Origin of the sequence: Rhodococcus sp. WAY2, from assembly GCF_009859915.1 — a bacterium.
GTDB lineage: Bacteria > Actinomycetota > Actinomycetes > Mycobacteriales > Mycobacteriaceae > Rhodococcus_F > Rhodococcus_F oxybenzonivorans.
Genome location: NZ_CP046572.1, coordinates 3,377,476 through 3,393,445 on the forward strand (window position 1 = coordinate 3,377,476; position 15,970 = coordinate 3,393,445).

The 15,970-nt window shown below is 66.3% G+C and carries 15 protein-coding genes and 1 pseudogene; 2 read left to right on the forward strand and 14 right to left on the reverse strand.

Features of this window, described 5'->3' with window-relative positions; all coding sequences use genetic code 11:
* Position 1: 1 nt before the first annotated feature.
* From GFS60_RS15505 to GFS60_RS15545, 9 genes and pseudogenes are all read right to left on the reverse strand, one after another.
* Positions 2 to 1,396 (reverse strand): AMP-binding protein, encoded by a 1,395-nt coding sequence (locus GFS60_RS15505; RefSeq protein ID WP_159922519.1) that lies wholly within the window; start codon positions 1,394 to 1,396, stop codon positions 2 to 4.
* Positions 1,389 to 1,991: an energy-coupling factor transporter transmembrane component T family protein gene (locus tag GFS60_RS15510; protein ID WP_159922521.1), complete on the reverse strand. Its 603-nt coding sequence runs from the start codon at positions 1,989 to 1,991 to the stop codon at positions 1,389 to 1,391. The genes GFS60_RS15505 and GFS60_RS15510 overlap by 8 nt, the downstream gene beginning before the upstream one ends.
* Entirely contained in the window at positions 1,988 to 2,668 is a 681-nt protein-coding gene (locus tag GFS60_RS15515) for an energy-coupling factor ABC transporter ATP-binding protein (RefSeq protein WP_159922523.1), read from the reverse strand. The genes GFS60_RS15510 and GFS60_RS15515 overlap by 4 nt, the downstream gene beginning before the upstream one ends.
* Entirely contained in the window at positions 2,665 to 3,792 is a 1,128-nt protein-coding gene (locus GFS60_RS15520) for a thiolase family protein (protein WP_159922525.1), read from the reverse strand. Before GFS60_RS15520 ends, GFS60_RS15515 begins: the two co-directional genes overlap by 4 nt.
* Entirely contained in the window at positions 3,789 to 4,910 is a 1,122-nt protein-coding gene (locus GFS60_RS15525; protein WP_159922527.1) for a class I adenylate-forming enzyme family protein, read from the reverse strand. Before GFS60_RS15525 ends, GFS60_RS15520 begins: the two co-directional genes overlap by 4 nt.
* Complete coding sequence (locus GFS60_RS15530; RefSeq protein WP_159922529.1) at positions 4,907 to 5,491, reverse strand: biotin transporter BioY; 585 nt, start codon at positions 5,489 to 5,491, stop codon at positions 4,907 to 4,909. Before GFS60_RS15530 ends, GFS60_RS15525 begins: the two co-directional genes overlap by 4 nt.
* 143 nt (positions 5,492 to 5,634) lie before the next feature.
* On the reverse strand, positions 5,635 to 5,997 hold the full coding sequence (locus GFS60_RS15535; RefSeq protein ID WP_109335112.1) for a cupin domain-containing protein: 363 nt from the start codon (positions 5,995 to 5,997) through the stop codon (positions 5,635 to 5,637).
* 596 nt (positions 5,998 to 6,593) lie between these two features.
* A pseudogene (locus GFS60_RS15540) lies at positions 6,594 to 7,076 on the reverse strand (ferritin-like domain-containing protein); the annotation flags it as partial.
* Between the two features lie 561 nt (positions 7,077 to 7,637).
* Positions 7,638 to 7,916 (reverse strand): hypothetical protein, encoded by a 279-nt coding sequence (locus GFS60_RS15545; RefSeq protein WP_159922531.1) that lies wholly within the window; start codon positions 7,914 to 7,916, stop codon positions 7,638 to 7,640.
* A gap of 778 nt (positions 7,917 to 8,694) precedes the next feature.
* On the opposite strand from GFS60_RS15545, the gene GFS60_RS15550 reads away from it, so the two are divergent.
* Positions 8,695 to 9,000: a hypothetical protein gene (locus tag GFS60_RS15550; RefSeq protein WP_159922533.1), complete on the forward strand. Its 306-nt coding sequence runs from the start codon at positions 8,695 to 8,697 to the stop codon at positions 8,998 to 9,000.
* 231 nt (positions 9,001 to 9,231) lie between these two features.
* Positions 9,232 to 9,672: an SRPBCC family protein gene (locus tag GFS60_RS15555; protein WP_159922535.1), complete on the forward strand. Its 441-nt coding sequence runs from the start codon at positions 9,232 to 9,234 to the stop codon at positions 9,670 to 9,672.
* 212 nt (positions 9,673 to 9,884) lie between these two features.
* On the opposite strand, the gene GFS60_RS15560 is transcribed toward GFS60_RS15555, so the two are convergent.
* The 5 genes from GFS60_RS15560 to GFS60_RS15580 all read right to left on the reverse strand — a co-directional run bounded on the left by GFS60_RS15560 (position 9,885) and on the right by GFS60_RS15580 (position 15,878).
* Complete coding sequence (locus GFS60_RS15560) at positions 9,885 to 10,235, reverse strand: hypothetical protein (RefSeq protein WP_159922537.1); 351 nt, start codon at positions 10,233 to 10,235, stop codon at positions 9,885 to 9,887.
* 821 nt (positions 10,236 to 11,056) lie between these two features.
* Positions 11,057 to 12,706 (reverse strand): glycoside hydrolase family 13 protein, encoded by a 1,650-nt coding sequence (locus tag GFS60_RS15565; protein ID WP_159922539.1) that lies wholly within the window; start codon positions 12,704 to 12,706, stop codon positions 11,057 to 11,059.
* A 51-nt stretch (positions 12,707 to 12,757) separates the two neighbouring features.
* Positions 12,758 to 13,582, reverse strand: coding sequence for a carbohydrate ABC transporter permease (locus tag GFS60_RS15570; protein WP_159922541.1), 825 nt, complete (start codon positions 13,580 to 13,582; stop codon positions 12,758 to 12,760).
* Positions 13,583 to 13,584: 2 nt separating this feature from the next.
* Positions 13,585 to 14,532: a carbohydrate ABC transporter permease gene (locus GFS60_RS15575; protein ID WP_159922543.1), complete on the reverse strand. Its 948-nt coding sequence runs from the start codon at positions 14,530 to 14,532 to the stop codon at positions 13,585 to 13,587.
* Positions 14,529 to 15,878: an ABC transporter substrate-binding protein gene (locus tag GFS60_RS15580; RefSeq protein ID WP_159922545.1), complete on the reverse strand. Its 1,350-nt coding sequence runs from the start codon at positions 15,876 to 15,878 to the stop codon at positions 14,529 to 14,531. The genes GFS60_RS15575 and GFS60_RS15580 overlap by 4 nt, the downstream gene beginning before the upstream one ends.
* Positions 15,879 to 15,970: the final 92 nt, after the last annotated feature.

Consider the following 15,970-nt stretch of genomic DNA (forward strand, 5'->3'; position numbering starts at 1 on the left):
GCTACGCGGGATTTCGGTCCCGCGACGCCGACAGGGTGGCGGCGAGCGTCCGCCGATCGAGTTTGCCGCGCGGGGTGCGCGGCAAACTGTCGACCGCGAGTACCTGAACCGGCATGCTCGGGCTGGGCAGCGTGGCGCGCAGATGCCGCCAGATCTCGCTGGAACTCGGCCCGCGGCCGTCGACCACGATCGCGGCGGCCGGTGCCTCGCCCATCCGGCTGTCCGGTACACCGACGCACGCAGCCTCCGTGATCCCGGGAAGCGCGGTCAACGCCGCCTCGATGGCCGCGGGTTCCACATTGAGTCCCGCCCGGATCACCGTGTCGCTGTCGCGGCCGAACAACTGCAGGCTGTTGCCTGTCACGCGGCCGCGGTCCCCTACCGTCATCCACCCGTCGGCGGGGCCGTTCACCACGCCGTCCTCGGTGAGGTAGCCGTCGAACAGCATGTCGCTGCGCACGTGAACGAGGCCCGCGCGCATCTCTGCGTCGACGCCGTCGAACAGTTCGCCTGCCGCATGCTCGTCGGCGGCGCCGAGACCCCGGTCGAACGATACGAAGCTCAGTTCGGAGGCGCCGTAGAAGTGCACGAGCGATGCGTTGGGCAGCACCTCCTGCAATGCCTCACGCCCGGTGCGCGGCCACCGGGCCGCCGAGGACAGCACCTCGCGGACGCTGCCGACCGGACCGATCCCCGACCGCACCACATCCCACGCGATGGTGGGTACCGAGTACAGATGTGTCGCCGCGTCGCGCAGCGAGTGCGTGACCGGGCGCAGATCCACCGTCGCCCCGCGGGTGAGGCCGTGCAGCGCGCCGTACAGGAAATGGGTGTGGTCGAGGACTCCGGGCACCGCCACACGATCCCCGCGACCGATGTCGAAGGTCGCGTCCGAGCGGTCGAGGGTGGTGGCCCACGATCGCTGGTTGCGCACGAACAGTTTCGGCTCACCGGTGGTGCCGGACGTGATGCCGACCAGCAGTTCGGTGTCGGGACGCGCCCGGTCCGCGGCGCCGTCGGATTCGAGGCTCTCCGCCGTCTCGACGGTCCCGTCGAATCCCAGTCTCCGCAACCTGGCGTGCTGCTGCGACGCGGCCACCACGGCACCGGGTTTCGCGAGCTCGAGCACCCGCGTCAACTGCGCGGGCAGGAGGTGGCGGTGCAGCAGCACGACGCTGACTCCCGCGTGCATCGCCGCCGTCACCGCGACCAGCGACCCCACATCCGACGTCGGCAGCACCGCCACCCGGTTCATGCCGTCGAGCCCGGCGGCGGTGCGCGTGACCCGCGACCAGAACCGGCCGTAGTCGACGATCTCGCGTGCGGACACGACCGCTGTCGTCTCCGGGTTCTCGGCGGCCCGTCGAGCGACACGCTCGGCGAGCAGTTCAGTCATCGTCCACTCCCCGTGCGACGAGGGCGTCGCCCATCGCATCCGCGGTCCGGAGTGCACGCACCAGAACCGGTGTGGCCAGCGCCGTCATCGACCATTGCAACCCGCGTGCCTTCCGCGCCTGCGCCACCTCCTGCACGATCCCCGTCAGCAGCGGGATACACCGGATTGCCAACGCGAGCAGAAGCCCGATCCGGTCCGGGTCGACCCCGAACCTCCGCAACGGCCCGAGTGCGCGCGACACCGTGTCGAGCATGTCGGTGACCCGGGTGGTGAGCGTGACCAACGCGGCGAGCGCCACCGAGATCAACAGCACCCCGCACACGACGACCGCCCGCGCGGGCGACGTGATCAGCACCTGAAAGATGGCGATGATCACCAACATCCACACCACCGGACGCAACTGCGCCACGGCGACCCGCCACGGAATGGAGGCCACCGCGAACAGCAGGCCCACCACCAGGACGACGACACCGACCTCGAGCGGGGTGCGCACGAACACGGTGGCCGCGACGATCGACGCGATCAACAGCAGCAGTTTCAGCCCTGCGGGCATCTTGTGCAGGAGTGAGTCGCCCGGGCGGTACAGGCCGATCATTCGACCAACTGCCGGTACGCGGGAACGGCGTCGTCCGGACTGCCGTCGAACGCGACGAGACCGTCGTCGATGACGATGACGCGTTCGAAGCTCTCCAGCAACGCCAGTTGGTGGGTCACGACGATCACCTGCTGGTCCATCGAATCGAGTGCTTCGGCGACGACGCGGGCGTTCCGCAGATCCAGCAGTGTGGTCGGCTCGTCGGCGATGACCACCTCGGGCCTGCGGATGAGGACGGCACCGATGGCGAGCAGCTGCTTCTGGCCCCCGGACAGCAGGTGCGCGGGGTGATCGGCGTGCTGGTCGAGCCGGAACCGCACCAGGATCTCCTCGACGCGACCGGCGATCTCCTGTTTGCTCAGACCGGAGCGGCGCAGCGAGAACGCCAGGTCCTCGGACACCGTGGGCATGACGATCTGAGTGTCGGGGTCGGTGAACACGAACCCGACCTTGCGTCGCACCTGCGCGCCCTTTCTGGCGGCGTCGACACCGTCGACCGTGACGGTGCCGGAGGTGGGCTTCAGCAATCCGTTGATCATCCGCGCCAGCGTCGACTTGCCGGAACCGTTGGAACCGATGATGCCGACCCGGCGCTCGGAGAAACGCAGGTCGACGCCGCGCAGCACCGGACGGTCCCCGAAGGCGTGGGTCACCGAATCGAAGACGATCTCACTCACGACACACGCTCCACGAGCATCGCGATGCCCTGTCCGCCGCCGATGGCGCAGGCCGCGAGCCCGAGCGTGGGTCCGCCCTCGCGCAACATCTGACTTGCCAAGCGCACCAACAAGATCGCACCCGACGCGCCCCACGGATGTCCCATGGCGATGGCGCCGCCCTGAGGGCAGATCACCGACTCGTCCAGGCCGAGTTCGTCCGACACCGCCAGCACCACCGACGCGAAGGCTTCGGTGATCTCGACGACGCCCAGATCCGCCACGTCGTATCCGGTTCTGTTCAGAAGTTTGCGGATCGCGGGAACCGGTCCGAGTCCGGGCAGCGCCGGGTCCGATCCCGCGACGGCGGATCCGAGGATTCGCAGCGCAGGCAGTCCGGCGGCCAGCGACTCCGTCGTCACCGCCAGCACGGCGGCGCCGTCCGAGATGCCGCAGGAGTTGCCCGCCGTGGCCGTTCCGCCGGCACCGAAACTGGGGCGCAGCCGCGCGAGCCTGGTCTCGGTCATGCCTGCGCGAATGCGCTGGTCCCGCACGATGTCACCGATCGGGACGATTTCCGACGAGAAGTCGGCGGCGGCCGCGAGCGTGTGCGACCGCGCCGCGTACGCGTCCTGCCGTTCACGGCTGATGCCGCGCACCCGCGCGAGATCGTCGGCGGCCGCTCCCATGTCGGGGTCGGGAAAGCCTTGCGGCGCAAAGGGAGCGCGGGTGTACCGCACCGGATCGGCGCCCACCACCGGCGGCCAGAACCGCCACGGCGCCGTGCTTGCCGATTCGACTCCTCCCGCCAGGATCAGCTCGTCGGCGCCGCTGCGCACACGGAGCGCTGCCTGCATCACCGCGTCGAGGCCGGAACCGCACTGCCGGTCGACGGTAACTCCGGGAACTTCCACACCCATCCCCGCCTGCAGCGCCGCGACCCGCGCCGGGTCACCGCCCGGTCCGAGGCAGTTGCCGAGGACGACATCGTCGGCCTCGGCATCGATGCCCGACTCCCGTAGCGACGTCAGAACCTCGCGCAGCACTGGGGCCGCCAGATCAGTGGTGGTCAGATCGGCGAACCCGTGCCCGGCATTGCCGATCGGCGTCCGACGCGGCGCCACCAGAACAGGGTCAGAGCTCATGCCAGCCAGTCTCTCACTCGGCCTCGGGCGACCTTGCCACTGGCGGTCCGCGGCATCGACTCGATCGGCACCCAGCGGCGGGGCAGCGCTTCCTTCGTCAGCGTGCGGCGCGCGCGGGAACGGATCTCCCCGATCTCCGCAGTGCCGTCGAGTTCTACCACGGCGGTGACGGTCTCGCCGAGCACCGAATGCGGCGATCCAACGACGGCGGCCGCGGCGACACCGTCGAGCGTCTCGAGGATGCGCTCGACATCCTCGGCGACCACCGTGGTGCCGCCGACGTTGATCGCGGATTCGCCCCGGCCGCGCACCGTCAGCTCACCGTTGTCGCCGAGTTCGGCCAGGTCACCGACGCCGAACCACTCCGGGACTCCGATCACGCAGTACGGCGACCGGACGTAGAGCAGACCGTCGCGGATGTCGGCGTCGACGCCGTCGAGCAGCCGGAGCGGTTCGGGCACCCGGCGCGCCGCAACGAGGGACAGTTCCGCGGCGCCGTAGTACTCGACGATGTCGATGCCGTCCGCCACCGCGCGGGCGCCGTCGTCCAGGGCGGTGCCGGCGACGATCGCCGTGCGGAGTTTGGGCGCCTTCCCGACCACGTCCCGCAGGACGGCGGGAACGGCGTGCACCACCGTCGCCCGGGATGGGTCGTCGGTGACGCACGCACCTCGCCAGAGTGCGTGCACTGCGCCGAACAGGTGCATCGTGGCGTGCAACGGGCCGGTGATCAGCACATAGTCGGTCGCGTCGATGCCGGTGATCGCCGTGAATGCCGGAAAGCTGTCGAACCAGGATGCCGCGGTGCGCGCGAGCGGACGCGGCCTGCCGGTGGAGCCGGACGTCGCGACCAGCAGAAAAGCGGACAGTGGAATCACCGAGCGGTCCGGACGCGCCTCGGGGTCCTCGACGATGACTGCCGTCCCCTGCCGCGCCGCCGCGCACACGCAGATCAGCGCATCCGGGACCGGCAGCGTCGACGCGTCGTACGCAGGCGTACCCGGGCCGTGCTCGAGGATCCATCGGTCGATGGCACGGTCGAGTTCGGCGTAGGTGTAGGTGCGGTCTTCGAAGTCGAGAGCTGGCTGATCGCCGGAGCCGCCGAGCTCGAAACTCACGTACGGATGAGGCCGGGGTACGCGCGATGCACGCTCTTGGCGACCACGGTCGCGACGACGACCTTGAGCAGGTCACCGGGGATGAACGCGAAGTTGGTGGTGATCGCGGCGCCGACACCCAGATCGGTGCGGAGCAGAAGTCCGACGGTGCCGAAGACGTAGATGACGACGATCCCACCGAGGGCGTTGATCAGAAGGCCGAGCGCGATCGGATACTTCGGGAGGATCCGGGCGGTGAGGAGGCCGATGACCAGCGTCGCGGGAATCCAGCCGACGAGGTATCCGGCGCTGGGGCCCGCGAGTGCGGTCAGTCCGGTGCGGCCACCGGACAGCAGGGGCAGACCGATCAGGGTCAGTGCGATGAAGACCGCGACCGCGGCTGTGCCCTTGCGCGCACCGAGCACCGCGCCGGCGAGGATGACACCGAGTGTCTGCAGTGTGATCGGCACTCCGCTGAAGCCGACCGTGATGGCGCCGGGCAGTCCCAGTGCCGCGATCAGCGCGGCGAACACCGCGATCTGCGCCATGTCGCGCGCTGAAATACCCAGCCTCGACACCCGAGCACTTCCGACATCCGTCATGACGACTCCTCCACCTGAACTTGAACGACGTTCAAGGTAGCAGGTCGACGCGGGCAACGATGCGGCCGGCTCCCCCGACCCGGATGCGGCGTCGCCCGGCGCATGCGTCGTCCACCGTCATCACAGACATGCGGGGCTGCCGGCTACCGCTTGGCGTAATCGGCGACGCCGGTCCAGTCGATGAACACGCAGGGCTCATCGCCGAGAATCCACGCGTCGTGACCTGGCGGGCAGACCATGAGATCACCGGGACCGAACTCCATGTCCTCGCCGTCGTCCATGACGATCTTCATGCGACCCGAGATGACGTAACCCATGTGAGCCGCTTGACAGCTGTCTGTCTTTGCTATCGGTTTGACGTGCTTGGACCACTGCCAGCCGGGCTGGAAGGTGGCCCTACCCACAGCGCCGGAAGGGACGTTGACGAGTTCGAGTTTGCCCTTGTCATCCTCGAAGGGGCGGGTTTCCTCTGGTGAATCGAGACTCTTACGGATGAGACCGGACATCATTGTCCTCCCACGTCGTTGTGGCGGCACCCGCGATGCGGCGGACCTTCGCCCTGGCAAACGCAGGGAACCATAGGTGAAGCGGATTCCTGGCACTTTCAATTCTGAGCGGCGATCCGGGTTCACCGCAATATCGAGCGACCGCGTCCGCTCGGATCAGCCCTCTCGCCTCCGCCTTCTCGCATACGCCGAGTGGGCGTCAGGGGGTCGACGGTACCGAGGTCTCGGTATCCGGTTCGCTCTCGTCGGTGGGAGTGGGTTCCGGTGTTTCCGGTGCTGCGGTCGGGTCGGGTTCGGGCTGTTGCGTGGTCGGATCGGGGGTGACCGGCGGCTCTGGATGCGACGCCGGCTTCGGGCCGAACGATGATGTTGACCCGGCGGTGCCGCCGTGGTGCTGGTCGTGCTGTCGGAGTCATCTTGGTGGGCATCTGCAGGGGCAGCAAGGGCGGCGGGCACTACCGCGACCGGTGCGCGGACGATGACCGGGACGACCGCCGCGAATCCATGTTCCGGCAGCACGGGTTCCTCCACTGCGGCAGGAGGGGTTGATGCGTCGCGGGTCATGCGCCGGGGCGCCACGTGCGGTCGTGCGCTCGGGTGCGGCGCAACGCGGCCGGGCCACCGAGCGCCTCTTCAGCTAAGACGGTGGTCAGCCATTCCACCGTGGCCTGGTGTGCGGTGATCAGCCGGAACGCGAGATTTTCGATGTCTTTCCTGCCGGCGGCGGTGGCGAGGGCTTTGATGTAGCGGGTGCGGTCGAGGAGTTGGTGTTCGAGGGCCAGGTCACCGAGTAGCGCTTCGTCGAACGGTTGGGCCTGCTCGACCACCGTCTTCACCGCGGCGGCGGCACGTCCCAGGAACGGCCCGATCAGCTCGGGGATTCCGCCGAGGTCGCGGATCGCGGCGTCGATGGCCTCGGCCCGGCCGCGGGCGTTGTCGGCGTTCTCGAGCAGTTCCCGCCGGACTGCTTCGATTCTGGCCTGGGCGACCCGGGTCTCGGCGACCTGGATCTCGGTGTTGGTCAGGTCCAGGATGGTGCGCAGCCGCGCCAGCAGTGTGCTGGTGTCGGTTGTGCTCATACGTGTTCACCTTCGACGTGGACGATATCGGTCGGCGCAGGGTGCACCGCCCGTGACTACCCCGCCCTACCCTCCGGCAACCCGTCGCGCGTGTCGGATCGTTCGGCGCTGGTGCGGGTCAAGCCCGGAAACACGAGTGCGAAGCTACCGGCGCCTGTGACCGGTAGCCGTGGGTGCGACGGTAGCGGTGGGTGCGGGTGCTGGTCCGCTGTCGTGGGGCACGAGTGGTCCCCCGTGTACCGATGGGCCATCGCCCTCGGCGACGGACGCCTGGCCTTCGCCGACCCCGAGGACCTCACCCTCGATCCCGGCACACCGGCACACCGTAATCCGGGCCGCGTGCGACGTGCCGCTGACCAGCTGGCCACAGGCTATGCATCACTCTGGAGGGGAACGCCCGTCTTCGCATCGAGCGAGGGTGTCAACCAGACGGTGTCACTTCACGGTTTCTATCCCGATGAAGAAGAACGGCGTCTTGGTGGTCGCGTCTGGGCGGTTGTTACTGCGTGCCGCGGTAGGCCTCGGTGTGGCGAAAGCGGGTTCTGTGGGTGGTCGAGAGTCCTAACCCACGATCAGCAGCATCCCGACGGCCGCGACCACGAGAACAGAGCCAGTGATACAGACCGCAAACGCCCGTACCGCGACTCGGTGCCAGTCCCGAACACGGTCAACCACCTCGATGGTCAGCAGCGGGGGCTTCGAGTCTGAGGCCGCAACCTCGACCCCGTCCGGTCCGTGCCTGCGTCGAGAGATCGCATCCGCGGTGACCGCCGCAGCAAGAGACACAGCGACCACGAACAGCGTGGCCTCGAGGACCGCGATCACCCAAAACATGTTCATACCGAACTCGACCTTCCTCGTATTCGGGCACCCGTCACAGTCGGCGATTTCGCAGCCCCATCGGTCGGCCCACCATTCTTGCGGTTTGTTCCGTTTACCTGAGATATCGCTCGAGCAATGGAGTACCAGTATCCATCGACGGGAGGGTCTGAGGCCGACGGTCGACGACTTTGGGTTGCTTCGTTAAATTGATCAGTTGTCCAAATTCATTCCGCTCTTGTCCCCATTGATTTGGGCGTTTGTTCAGTACGCGGCTATTCCAATTCTCGGGCTACGCGCGCAGTGTCTGGTGGACACGAGTTTCGGCGCCCCGGAGACTCCGGGGCGCCGAAACGCTCGGGCACCTTCTATATCCCTGGTCAGCCCACGCCGATGTCGATCCCGAGCGCGATGCTGAGGAACTTGAGGAACGCGTCGATAGCCACACTGAAGTCGATTCCTGCAGAACCCATATCGGGTCACCTCTTTCCGTTGAACGTTGTTCTCTGTGGATCCCCAACCTATTGCGTCTATCGCCATCAACAGTCCCGGACGTTTCACCTTTCGGCGAATACATTCGAAGTAACTTTCTTGAACACTCGCCCAAATTTACTGGACGTCCGACTGGGTGAAGGCGCGGAAATACGCGGTTCCAGAAACAGCAAATATGTGTTTAATCTCGTGTTTACAGGGAAATTCGAGAATGTCATGCGAGCGGTGGGAGGCCCCGAAATGAAAACACTCGGGGTCGTTACTCGCTCGCCCCGGAGTCGGGGATGTGCGAGACGAGGTGGGCACGATGAGGAAGATGGCAGTGCGGACGGCTGTGGCGTCGGCCGTGATCGCTCCGGTGATGGCATTCGGGGTGGGTACCGCTACGGCGGTACCGACCCTAGGTGCGGGAGTCGCCGGTGAAGTGACGGTGGTGGTGCCGGCCGGGGAGAGCTGGACCTGTTTCGGGTTCGACTCTGCCTTCAATTTCAAGACCGGTGCGTTCGGGGCGGGACCCGGAAAGCTCAGCGGTTTCGCGAAAGGCAATGCCACCGTGTTCTGCTTCGGTAATGCGGCGCCGTTCTTCTTCACTGGGAGCGTGATGGTCAAGTAACCCAGATCGCACTGCACCGTACGTTGATGGCCGGCGGTTGGTGATTCCGGCCGTCAACGGGATCGGTCCGGGGCAACACCGACGAAGCAGTCTGCTCGATATCTCCCCCTTGCGCGTGCCCCTCGTCGAGGTGTCGTGCCCACGAGGTTCCTCGAGTAGGGTGCAGATACTGGTCATCATCACCCCGCCCAGTTGATGTCACGACGGTGCGAGGTCGCACAGGAGGCCGTCATGATCGAGGTTGAGGACAGCATCGTTATCGCGCGTCCGATCGGCGAAGTGTTCACCTTTGTAGCGGACCAGACCAACGCACCCCGATGGCAAGAGGGACTGTCGGAGGTCCGCCGAGTTACAGAAGGACCGCCGGGGGTGGGTACCAAGCATGTTGTTGTCCGCAAATTCATGGGGCGGAAGCTCGAGCTGACGAACGAGTACGTCCACTATGAACCGAACACGAAGATCACCTTCACTGGGGCTTCGGGACCGAGTCGTTTCGAGGCGGAGTATCGGGTCCAGGCAACTGCCGAGGGAACCCGATTGACGTGTCACATGCAGATGGAGCAGAAAGGCCTCTTCAAACTCGGTGACCCGCTGGTCGCGGCCAGCCTCCGCCGAGAATTCGCCGCGAACCTCCACAAGCTCAGGGTCCTTCTCGAAACCACGGCAGATTAGCGCGCGAATGCCCGGACCCGCACGACAGACGCGATGATGCCCGCTCAGCGTTTGGCAAAAACGAATCACGAAGGAAGAGAGGGGCGTACGGCAGGATTGCTCAGCTCGGCTCGTCAGCTGAGCGGTGGTGAACGACGACAGCCGAAAGCGCCCGTGTCCGGCCCGGGTGTCGAGGACATCGACCAAAGGCTGTCGCGGTCACGCTCAGTTGATCAACGAGCTGACTGAGCCGGTGGTCTTACCTGCGGCGACGTTCCGTAGAACCCGTAAATGGTCTGGTATGTGGTACCGAGCAGCTTGTTTGATGCGTCATACACCTTGCAGGATTCTTCCCGGTTGTTGCCGACCTTCTTAGCAGCGTGAACGCCGAGCACCGCCCCACTGGCATATGCCCCGGGATGGGCGACGCATGTTTCCTGGAATGTTGCTGCCTGGGCGGCGGGCGCGGTCACGGCCATCGAGCCGACTGTCGCGGCGGTGGCGATCAGGGCGCTCGCCGCGACTCGACGCCAACGTGAGGAGGAGGTGTTGGCGGCGGTACGGACGGTGATGTTGGGGATCATGTGGTGGCTCCGTAGGTTCGGCGGCCATGTGGTCGCTGCAGCAAGCATGCGGCACACTCGGTAGCTGCGACAGGTACCCGAGGGTGACCGTCGCGCACCCTACGAAAGGCCTAGGAATGTCACCGCTGCGCCTGCTCGACTGTGGGCATTCACGCGAGCTCACGTAGGCGGGAGGCCGCCCAGTGATGGATCGGCGACATCGGCGCCGGCCCAGAACTCCTACTGCCGTGCGGCCGGATCTATGGGACCAGGGAGTCGGCCGACACCTGACGGACCCGATCATGGGCCGATTCGAGGCGTGGAATACCCGTCATGTCGACCTCTTCACATGAGGGCGCATCGTTCGACGAGTTGTATGCCGTTGTGCCAGTTAGTGTTTGCTCGTCACCGTCTCGGGATGTCTTTCCGGGTGTGCCGTTGTCCGCGGGCGGCGGAAAGGCGGCGGCGAGTTGGTCTGCGTCATATAGGCGGCGTCGGCGACCACGAAGGATTTCCCACAGTTTGTCGACGAAGCGTGATGTCGACATGCCGAAGTGGTGGAATGTCTCGTCGGCGGGGGCTCCACCGTATGGCGCCCAGATTCGGGCGAAGCGGAGGATCTCTTCAACCTCCCGATCGAGCGGTGGTGGTGACGCTGAGCTGATCGGCCATCGACGATGGCTGCGCGTGCTGCGATTATGGCGATTGTCGGCCACTGTGTCGTGTGGCTGGTTGGGTGATGGGTGTGGTCGGGGGTGTGGGTTCACTGCGGTTCCTTCCTGGTCCGGTTTCGGGCTGTCTCTGCCCGACACGTTCTTCGGTGGTGTAGCCGCGTCACCGCCCTATCGGTGTGTGCGCAGCCAGACGGCGGTGTCCGGTGGCAGATAGCCGACATCGGTCAGGTCGGCGGAGGCGAGCAGGACGGTGGTGTCCGGATCGATTGCAAGCGGTTGTCGAGACAGGTTCACGACGCATCGAAACGACGGCCCGCGGTCGAAGGCGAGGACATCGGTGGGCATCGGTCGCCAGGCGAAGCAGTCGCCGCGTAGGGCGGGCAGTGTGCGTCGGAAGTGAAGTGCGGTGCGGTAGAGGGTGAGCATCGAGTCGGGGTCGTTGGATTCGGCGGCCACGGTCTTCGATTTCCAGATGTCGGGCTGCGGAAGCCACGGTTGGGTCCCGCTGTTGCAAAATCCGAAGGGTGGGAGGTCACCGTCCCACGGCAGCGGGACCCGGCATCCGTCGCGGCCGCGGATGGTGTGCCCGGAGCGTTCCCAGGTGGGGTCCTGCAGCAGCCCTTCGGGGAGATCGGTTACTTCCTCGAGGCCGAGTTCTTCGCCCTGGTAGAGGTAGGCGCCGCCGGGCAGGGAGAGCATGAGAAGTGCTGCGGCGCGGGCGCGTCGGGTGCCGAGAACGAGGTCGGAGTCGGTGCCGGCGATCAGGGTCATGGGCAAGGTGCTGGTGTCGGCGCGTCCGAATCGGGTGAGGTGGCGGGTCTCGTCGTGGCTCGACAGCACCCAGGTGGCGGGCGCGCCGACCTCGCGGAGCGCGTTGCGGCTGCGGTCGATGGCCTCGCGCAGCGCTGCCGGGTTCCAGCCCGCTCGGGGAAAGTCGAAGTTGAAGGCGGTGTGCAGTTCGTCCGGGCGCACGTAGCGGGCGAGGCGCTCGGGGCTGCGGACGATCGCTTCGGCGACGAACATGCGGTCGGGCCCGTATGTGTCGGCGATGATGCGGAATTCGCGCAGGATGCTGTGAAGTTCGTCGACGTCCCAGTGTGGGTTGTCGACCCATGTGCTGGATTCGAATCGGGCTCCGGGCGGGTGGCCCGCGTCCGGGAGTCCGGGGACCTTGGCCATGGCCGATACGGCGTCGATGCGCATGCCGTCGACGCCGCGGTCGAACCAGAACCGCAGGATGTCGGTGAATTCGGAGCGAACCTCAGGATTGGTCCAGTCGAGGTCGGGTTGTTGGGGTGCGAACAGGTGTAGATACCACTGGCCAGGTTGTCCGTTGGGTCTGGTGGTGCGGGTCCATGCCGGTCCGCCGAAGGCGCTGATCCAGTCGTTCGGAGGAAGTTCGCCCTCGTTGCCGCGCCCGTCGCGGAAGAAGTACCGGGCGCGCTCTCGGGAATAGGGAGCGGTGTGCAGGGCGTCCTGGAACCAGGGGTGCATGTCGGACGTGTGGTTGGCGGGAAGGTCGATGATGACGCGGAGTCCGGCGGCGTGGGCGGCGGCTACCAGGGTGTCGGCATCGTCGAGGGTGCCGAAGAGCGGGTCGATGTCGCGGAAGTCGGCGATGTCGTAGCCGCCGTCCGCCATCGGTGATCGGTACCAGGGGGTGATCCATACGGCGTCGACGCCGAGGTCGACGAGATAGGGCAAGCGGTTCTGGAGGCCTTTGATGTCTCCAATCCCGTCTCCGTTGGCGTCGGCGAAGCTGCGCAGGTACACCTGGTAGATGACGGCGTCGTGCCACCACTGACGTGCTGTGGGCATGATTTCCCCTGAAGGTGTTTGTGGGAGTGGGCGTTCGAAATCCGGAGGTGGTCAGCCCTTCACGGCGCCGGCGATCATCGCCTTGACGAAGTGGCGCTGAAACAGCAGGAACACCACGACAGTTGGTGCCATGATCAGTAGCGATCCAGCGTTGAGGAGGACGACGTCGGTGGAGTATTGGCCGACGAAATTCTGCAGTGCGCCCGCCATGGTGCGTTTGCTGGGGTCGTCGATGAGGACGATGGCCTGGAGGAAGGTGTTCCAGGTCCACAGGAACAGCAGTAGGCACAGTGAGGCCAGCGCCGGGACGGCGAGCGGAATTTGGATGTGCCGGAAGGCCTGCCAGGGGCCCGCCCCGTCGAGGTCTGCGGCCTCGGTGAGCTCTTTCGGCATCGACAGGAAATGGGCACGCATCCAGAAGACGGCGAACGGCATGAACGTGCCGATCAGCACCAGGATGAGTCCGAGTCGGGTATTGAGCAGGTTCATCTCGCGCAGCTGGTAGTAGAGGGGAACGATCGTTGCTTCCTTCGGGAGGGTCAACCCGAGCAGCAGGAGCAGAAAGACGACGCTGCCGCCGGGGATCTTCAGCTGGCCGAGCGCGTAACCGGCCATGGCAGCGAACAGAGCTGCGACCGGGACCACGCCGGCGACGAGGATGATGCTCGAGACCAGAAGGGGGGTCACCTCGGCGACGCGCCAGGCGTCGAGGAAGTTGTGCCATTGCGGGTTCGCCGGCCACGACAGCCCGAGTGGGACGGTGCCCTGGGGCTGCAGTGCCGCCGTCAGCATGCTGAGCAACGGCAGGATCGAGAAGATCATGGTGCCGAACAGCAGGACGAGTCCGGGTATGCGTTCACGAACGGAGGTTTTCATGATCATTTCTCTCTGAAGAATCGCTGGATCGGCAGGATCACCAGCAGAATCAGCCCGGTAAGGACGACGGCGAGTGCACTGGCGAGTCCGACCCGGGATTCGGTGAAACCGAGTTGGTAGACGAGGACACCGGGAACGGTGGTCGCGTAGCCGGGTCCGCCCTGGGTGGACATGAACACGATGTCGAAGCTGGCGAGAGCGGCGATGATGGTGACGGTGACGCAGACGCCGATTTCGGCGCGGAGGGCGGGAACAGTGACGTATCGGAAGGTGCTGAAGAAGCCGGCGCCGTCGATCCGGGCGGCTTCGTAGATCGAGATGTCGATTTTACCGATGCCCGCCATCAGCAGGATGGTGCAGAAGCCGAGTCCCAGCCAGGTGCCGATGATCCCGACGGCGGGCAGTGCCCAGTCGAAGTCGCCGAGCCAGGAGCGGGTGAGTCCGCCCAGACCGACGGCGGAGAGCAGTTGGTTCACGGTGCCGTTGCTCGAGAACATCCACACCCAGGCAACGGCCGCGGCCGCGCCGGGGATGATCTGCGGCAGGAAAAGCATGGTGCGGGTGAGGGTTCCGAGGCCGCGGATGCGGATTTCCTGGAGCAGAGCGGCGACGAGAAGGCCGCCGATCACCGGAAGGACTGTGAAGAATGCGATGAGGAAGAACGCGTGCCCGATCGAGGACAGCAATTGCGGGTCGGTGAGTACCCGGCGATAGTTGCCCAGCCCTACCCAGCTGCCGACAGATATCCCATCCCAGTTGTAGAGGGAGTACCAGATCGTGGTCAGCAGCGGACGGAGCACGAAGACGGTGTACACCGCCGCGGCGGGCAGGACGAACAGCCATCCGGTCAGTGCCCGTTTGGCGTGGGAGTCCCGCCTTGCCCGGGTTGCTGCACGGTGCGGGAACGCCCTGGCAGGGGCTGCCTGGGGGGTATGTGCTGTGGAGGTCATCTCAGGAGGTCCTGCTCGTAGGCGGATTGGACGGCGGCCATCATCTCGTCGGGCGTCGTTCGTCCGGCGACGAGCATCTGGACCTGCGGTAACCAGGTGCCAGACATGCCGTTGGTCGCGTTCTGGACGAACTGCACCTGACCGCCGGAGGCGACCAACCTGCTGAAGGCCACCTGGATCTCGGAACCCAGCGAGCCGGGTGCGGTGGCCGGGACGTCGCCGGTGCCGGACGGGGCGAAGCCGGCGTCGACCGCGACCTGCCGGCCGGCGTCGGAGCGGAGGAAGTTCAGGAAGGCCGCTGCGGCATTCTTGTCGTCCGACCCCGCGGGAATCGCGAAGTTCGACACCGGGTCGGACATGGCAAGGACGGGTGCCCCGGCAGGCGCGGGTGGGAGGGTGAAGCCAACGTTCTCGCCCATCTTCGTCTGCAGGGTCGCGGCATCCCAGTTCCCGGAGACGTAGAACAGTGCTTCGCCGGCGGCGAAGCGTCCCGCGGCGGTGGTGGCGTCGGTGCCGTTGGTGTCGCTGGGGAAGTAGCCCTTCGCCGCCCAATCGGCCACGACCGCAGCCGCGTCGACCCCGGCGGGGGTGTCGAGGGTGGCGCCGGGAGCGTTGAAGACCCAGTCGTTGACCGTGTCCTGACCGAGGGCGCTGTTCAGCATCATCTGCACCAGGAATGTGACCTGCGCGCTCTTGTTGCCGGCCATGACAGGGATCAGTCCGGCAGTCTTCGCCGACGCCAGAGCCTGCTCGAATTGCTCGACGGTGATCGGCGGTGAGGTCATTCCGATGCGGGTCGCGAGGTCCTTGTTGTAGTAGAGCCCCGTCAGAGTGAACCCGCTGGCCATCGTGTACTGCGGGCCGGTGCCGCGCACACCGTTCGCGCCGACGCGGTACATGGCCATCTGCTCCTCCGGTAGCTCGTTCCAGCCGTAGGCGTCGGCCCACGGATCGAGTTCGGTGAGCTGGTGGTTGGCCACCGCGGCGGGCAGCGCGATGATCCGCGCGATGTCCGGCGGATTCTCCGACGCGAGCACCCGCGGGGCGTTGACGGCCTGAACCTCGTCTGGGTCGTAGCGCGCCGTGATGGTCACGTTCGGATGGCGTTCGGTGAACGCCGCGATCATCGCCTCATCGATCTTTTTCAAGCCTGCCCCGTCGTACAAGGTCAACTCGATCGGGTCGGTGCCGAGATCGATATTCACCGGTATCGGGTCGGTCGGTGCGGTCACGGTGTTGCCGCTGCCCGGCGGCGCGCACGCCACCACAGTCGGCAGTATCGCAGCGCCCGCGAGGGCGACGAACCTGCGCGCCCACCGGGGCCGGGTCGAGTGGTGTGAGTCCATAACTCCTCCGCATTGAGACGCGCATCACATTTCGGAAGCGCTTCCGCAGCATATGTCGGAAGCGCTTCCGAAATCAAGGTCGTTCGCGCTAC

Excerpts from the sequence above, each read along its gene's own strand:
- GFS60_RS15505 (WP_159922519.1), bottom strand. The coding sequence starts at position 1,396 with ATGACTGAACTGCTCGCCGAGCGTGTCGCTCGACGGGCCGCCGAGAAC.
- GFS60_RS15510 (WP_159922521.1), bottom strand. The coding sequence starts at position 1,991 with ATGATCGGCCTGTACCGCCCGGGCGACTCACTCCTGCACAAGATGCCC.
- GFS60_RS15520 (WP_159922525.1), bottom strand. The coding sequence starts at position 3,792 with ATGAGCTCTGACCCTGTTCTGGTGGCGCCGCGTCGGACGCCGATCGGC.
- GFS60_RS15530 (WP_159922529.1), bottom strand. The coding sequence starts at position 5,491 with ATGACGGATGTCGGAAGTGCTCGGGTGTCGAGGCTGGGTATTTCAGCG.
- GFS60_RS15535 (WP_109335112.1), bottom strand. The coding sequence starts at position 5,997 with ATGTCCGGTCTCATCCGTAAGAGTCTCGATTCACCAGAGGAAACCCGC.
- GFS60_RS15545 (WP_159922531.1), bottom strand. The coding sequence starts at position 7,916 with ATGAACATGTTTTGGGTGATCGCGGTCCTCGAGGCCACGCTGTTCGTG.
- GFS60_RS15550 (WP_159922533.1), top strand. The coding sequence starts at position 8,695 with ATGAGGAAGATGGCAGTGCGGACGGCTGTGGCGTCGGCCGTGATCGCT.
- GFS60_RS15555 (WP_159922535.1), top strand. The coding sequence starts at position 9,232 with ATGATCGAGGTTGAGGACAGCATCGTTATCGCGCGTCCGATCGGCGAA.
- GFS60_RS15560 (WP_159922537.1), bottom strand. The coding sequence starts at position 10,235 with ATGATCCCCAACATCACCGTCCGTACCGCCGCCAACACCTCCTCCTCA.
- GFS60_RS15565 (WP_159922539.1), bottom strand. The coding sequence starts at position 12,706 with ATGCCCACAGCACGTCAGTGGTGGCACGACGCCGTCATCTACCAGGTG.
- GFS60_RS15570 (WP_159922541.1), bottom strand. The coding sequence starts at position 13,582 with ATGAAAACCTCCGTTCGTGAACGCATACCCGGACTCGTCCTGCTGTTC.
- GFS60_RS15575 (WP_159922543.1), bottom strand. The coding sequence starts at position 14,532 with ATGACCTCCACAGCACATACCCCCCAGGCAGCCCCTGCCAGGGCGTTC.
- GFS60_RS15580 (WP_159922545.1), bottom strand. The coding sequence starts at position 15,878 with ATGGACTCACACCACTCGACCCGGCCCCGGTGGGCGCGCAGGTTCGTC.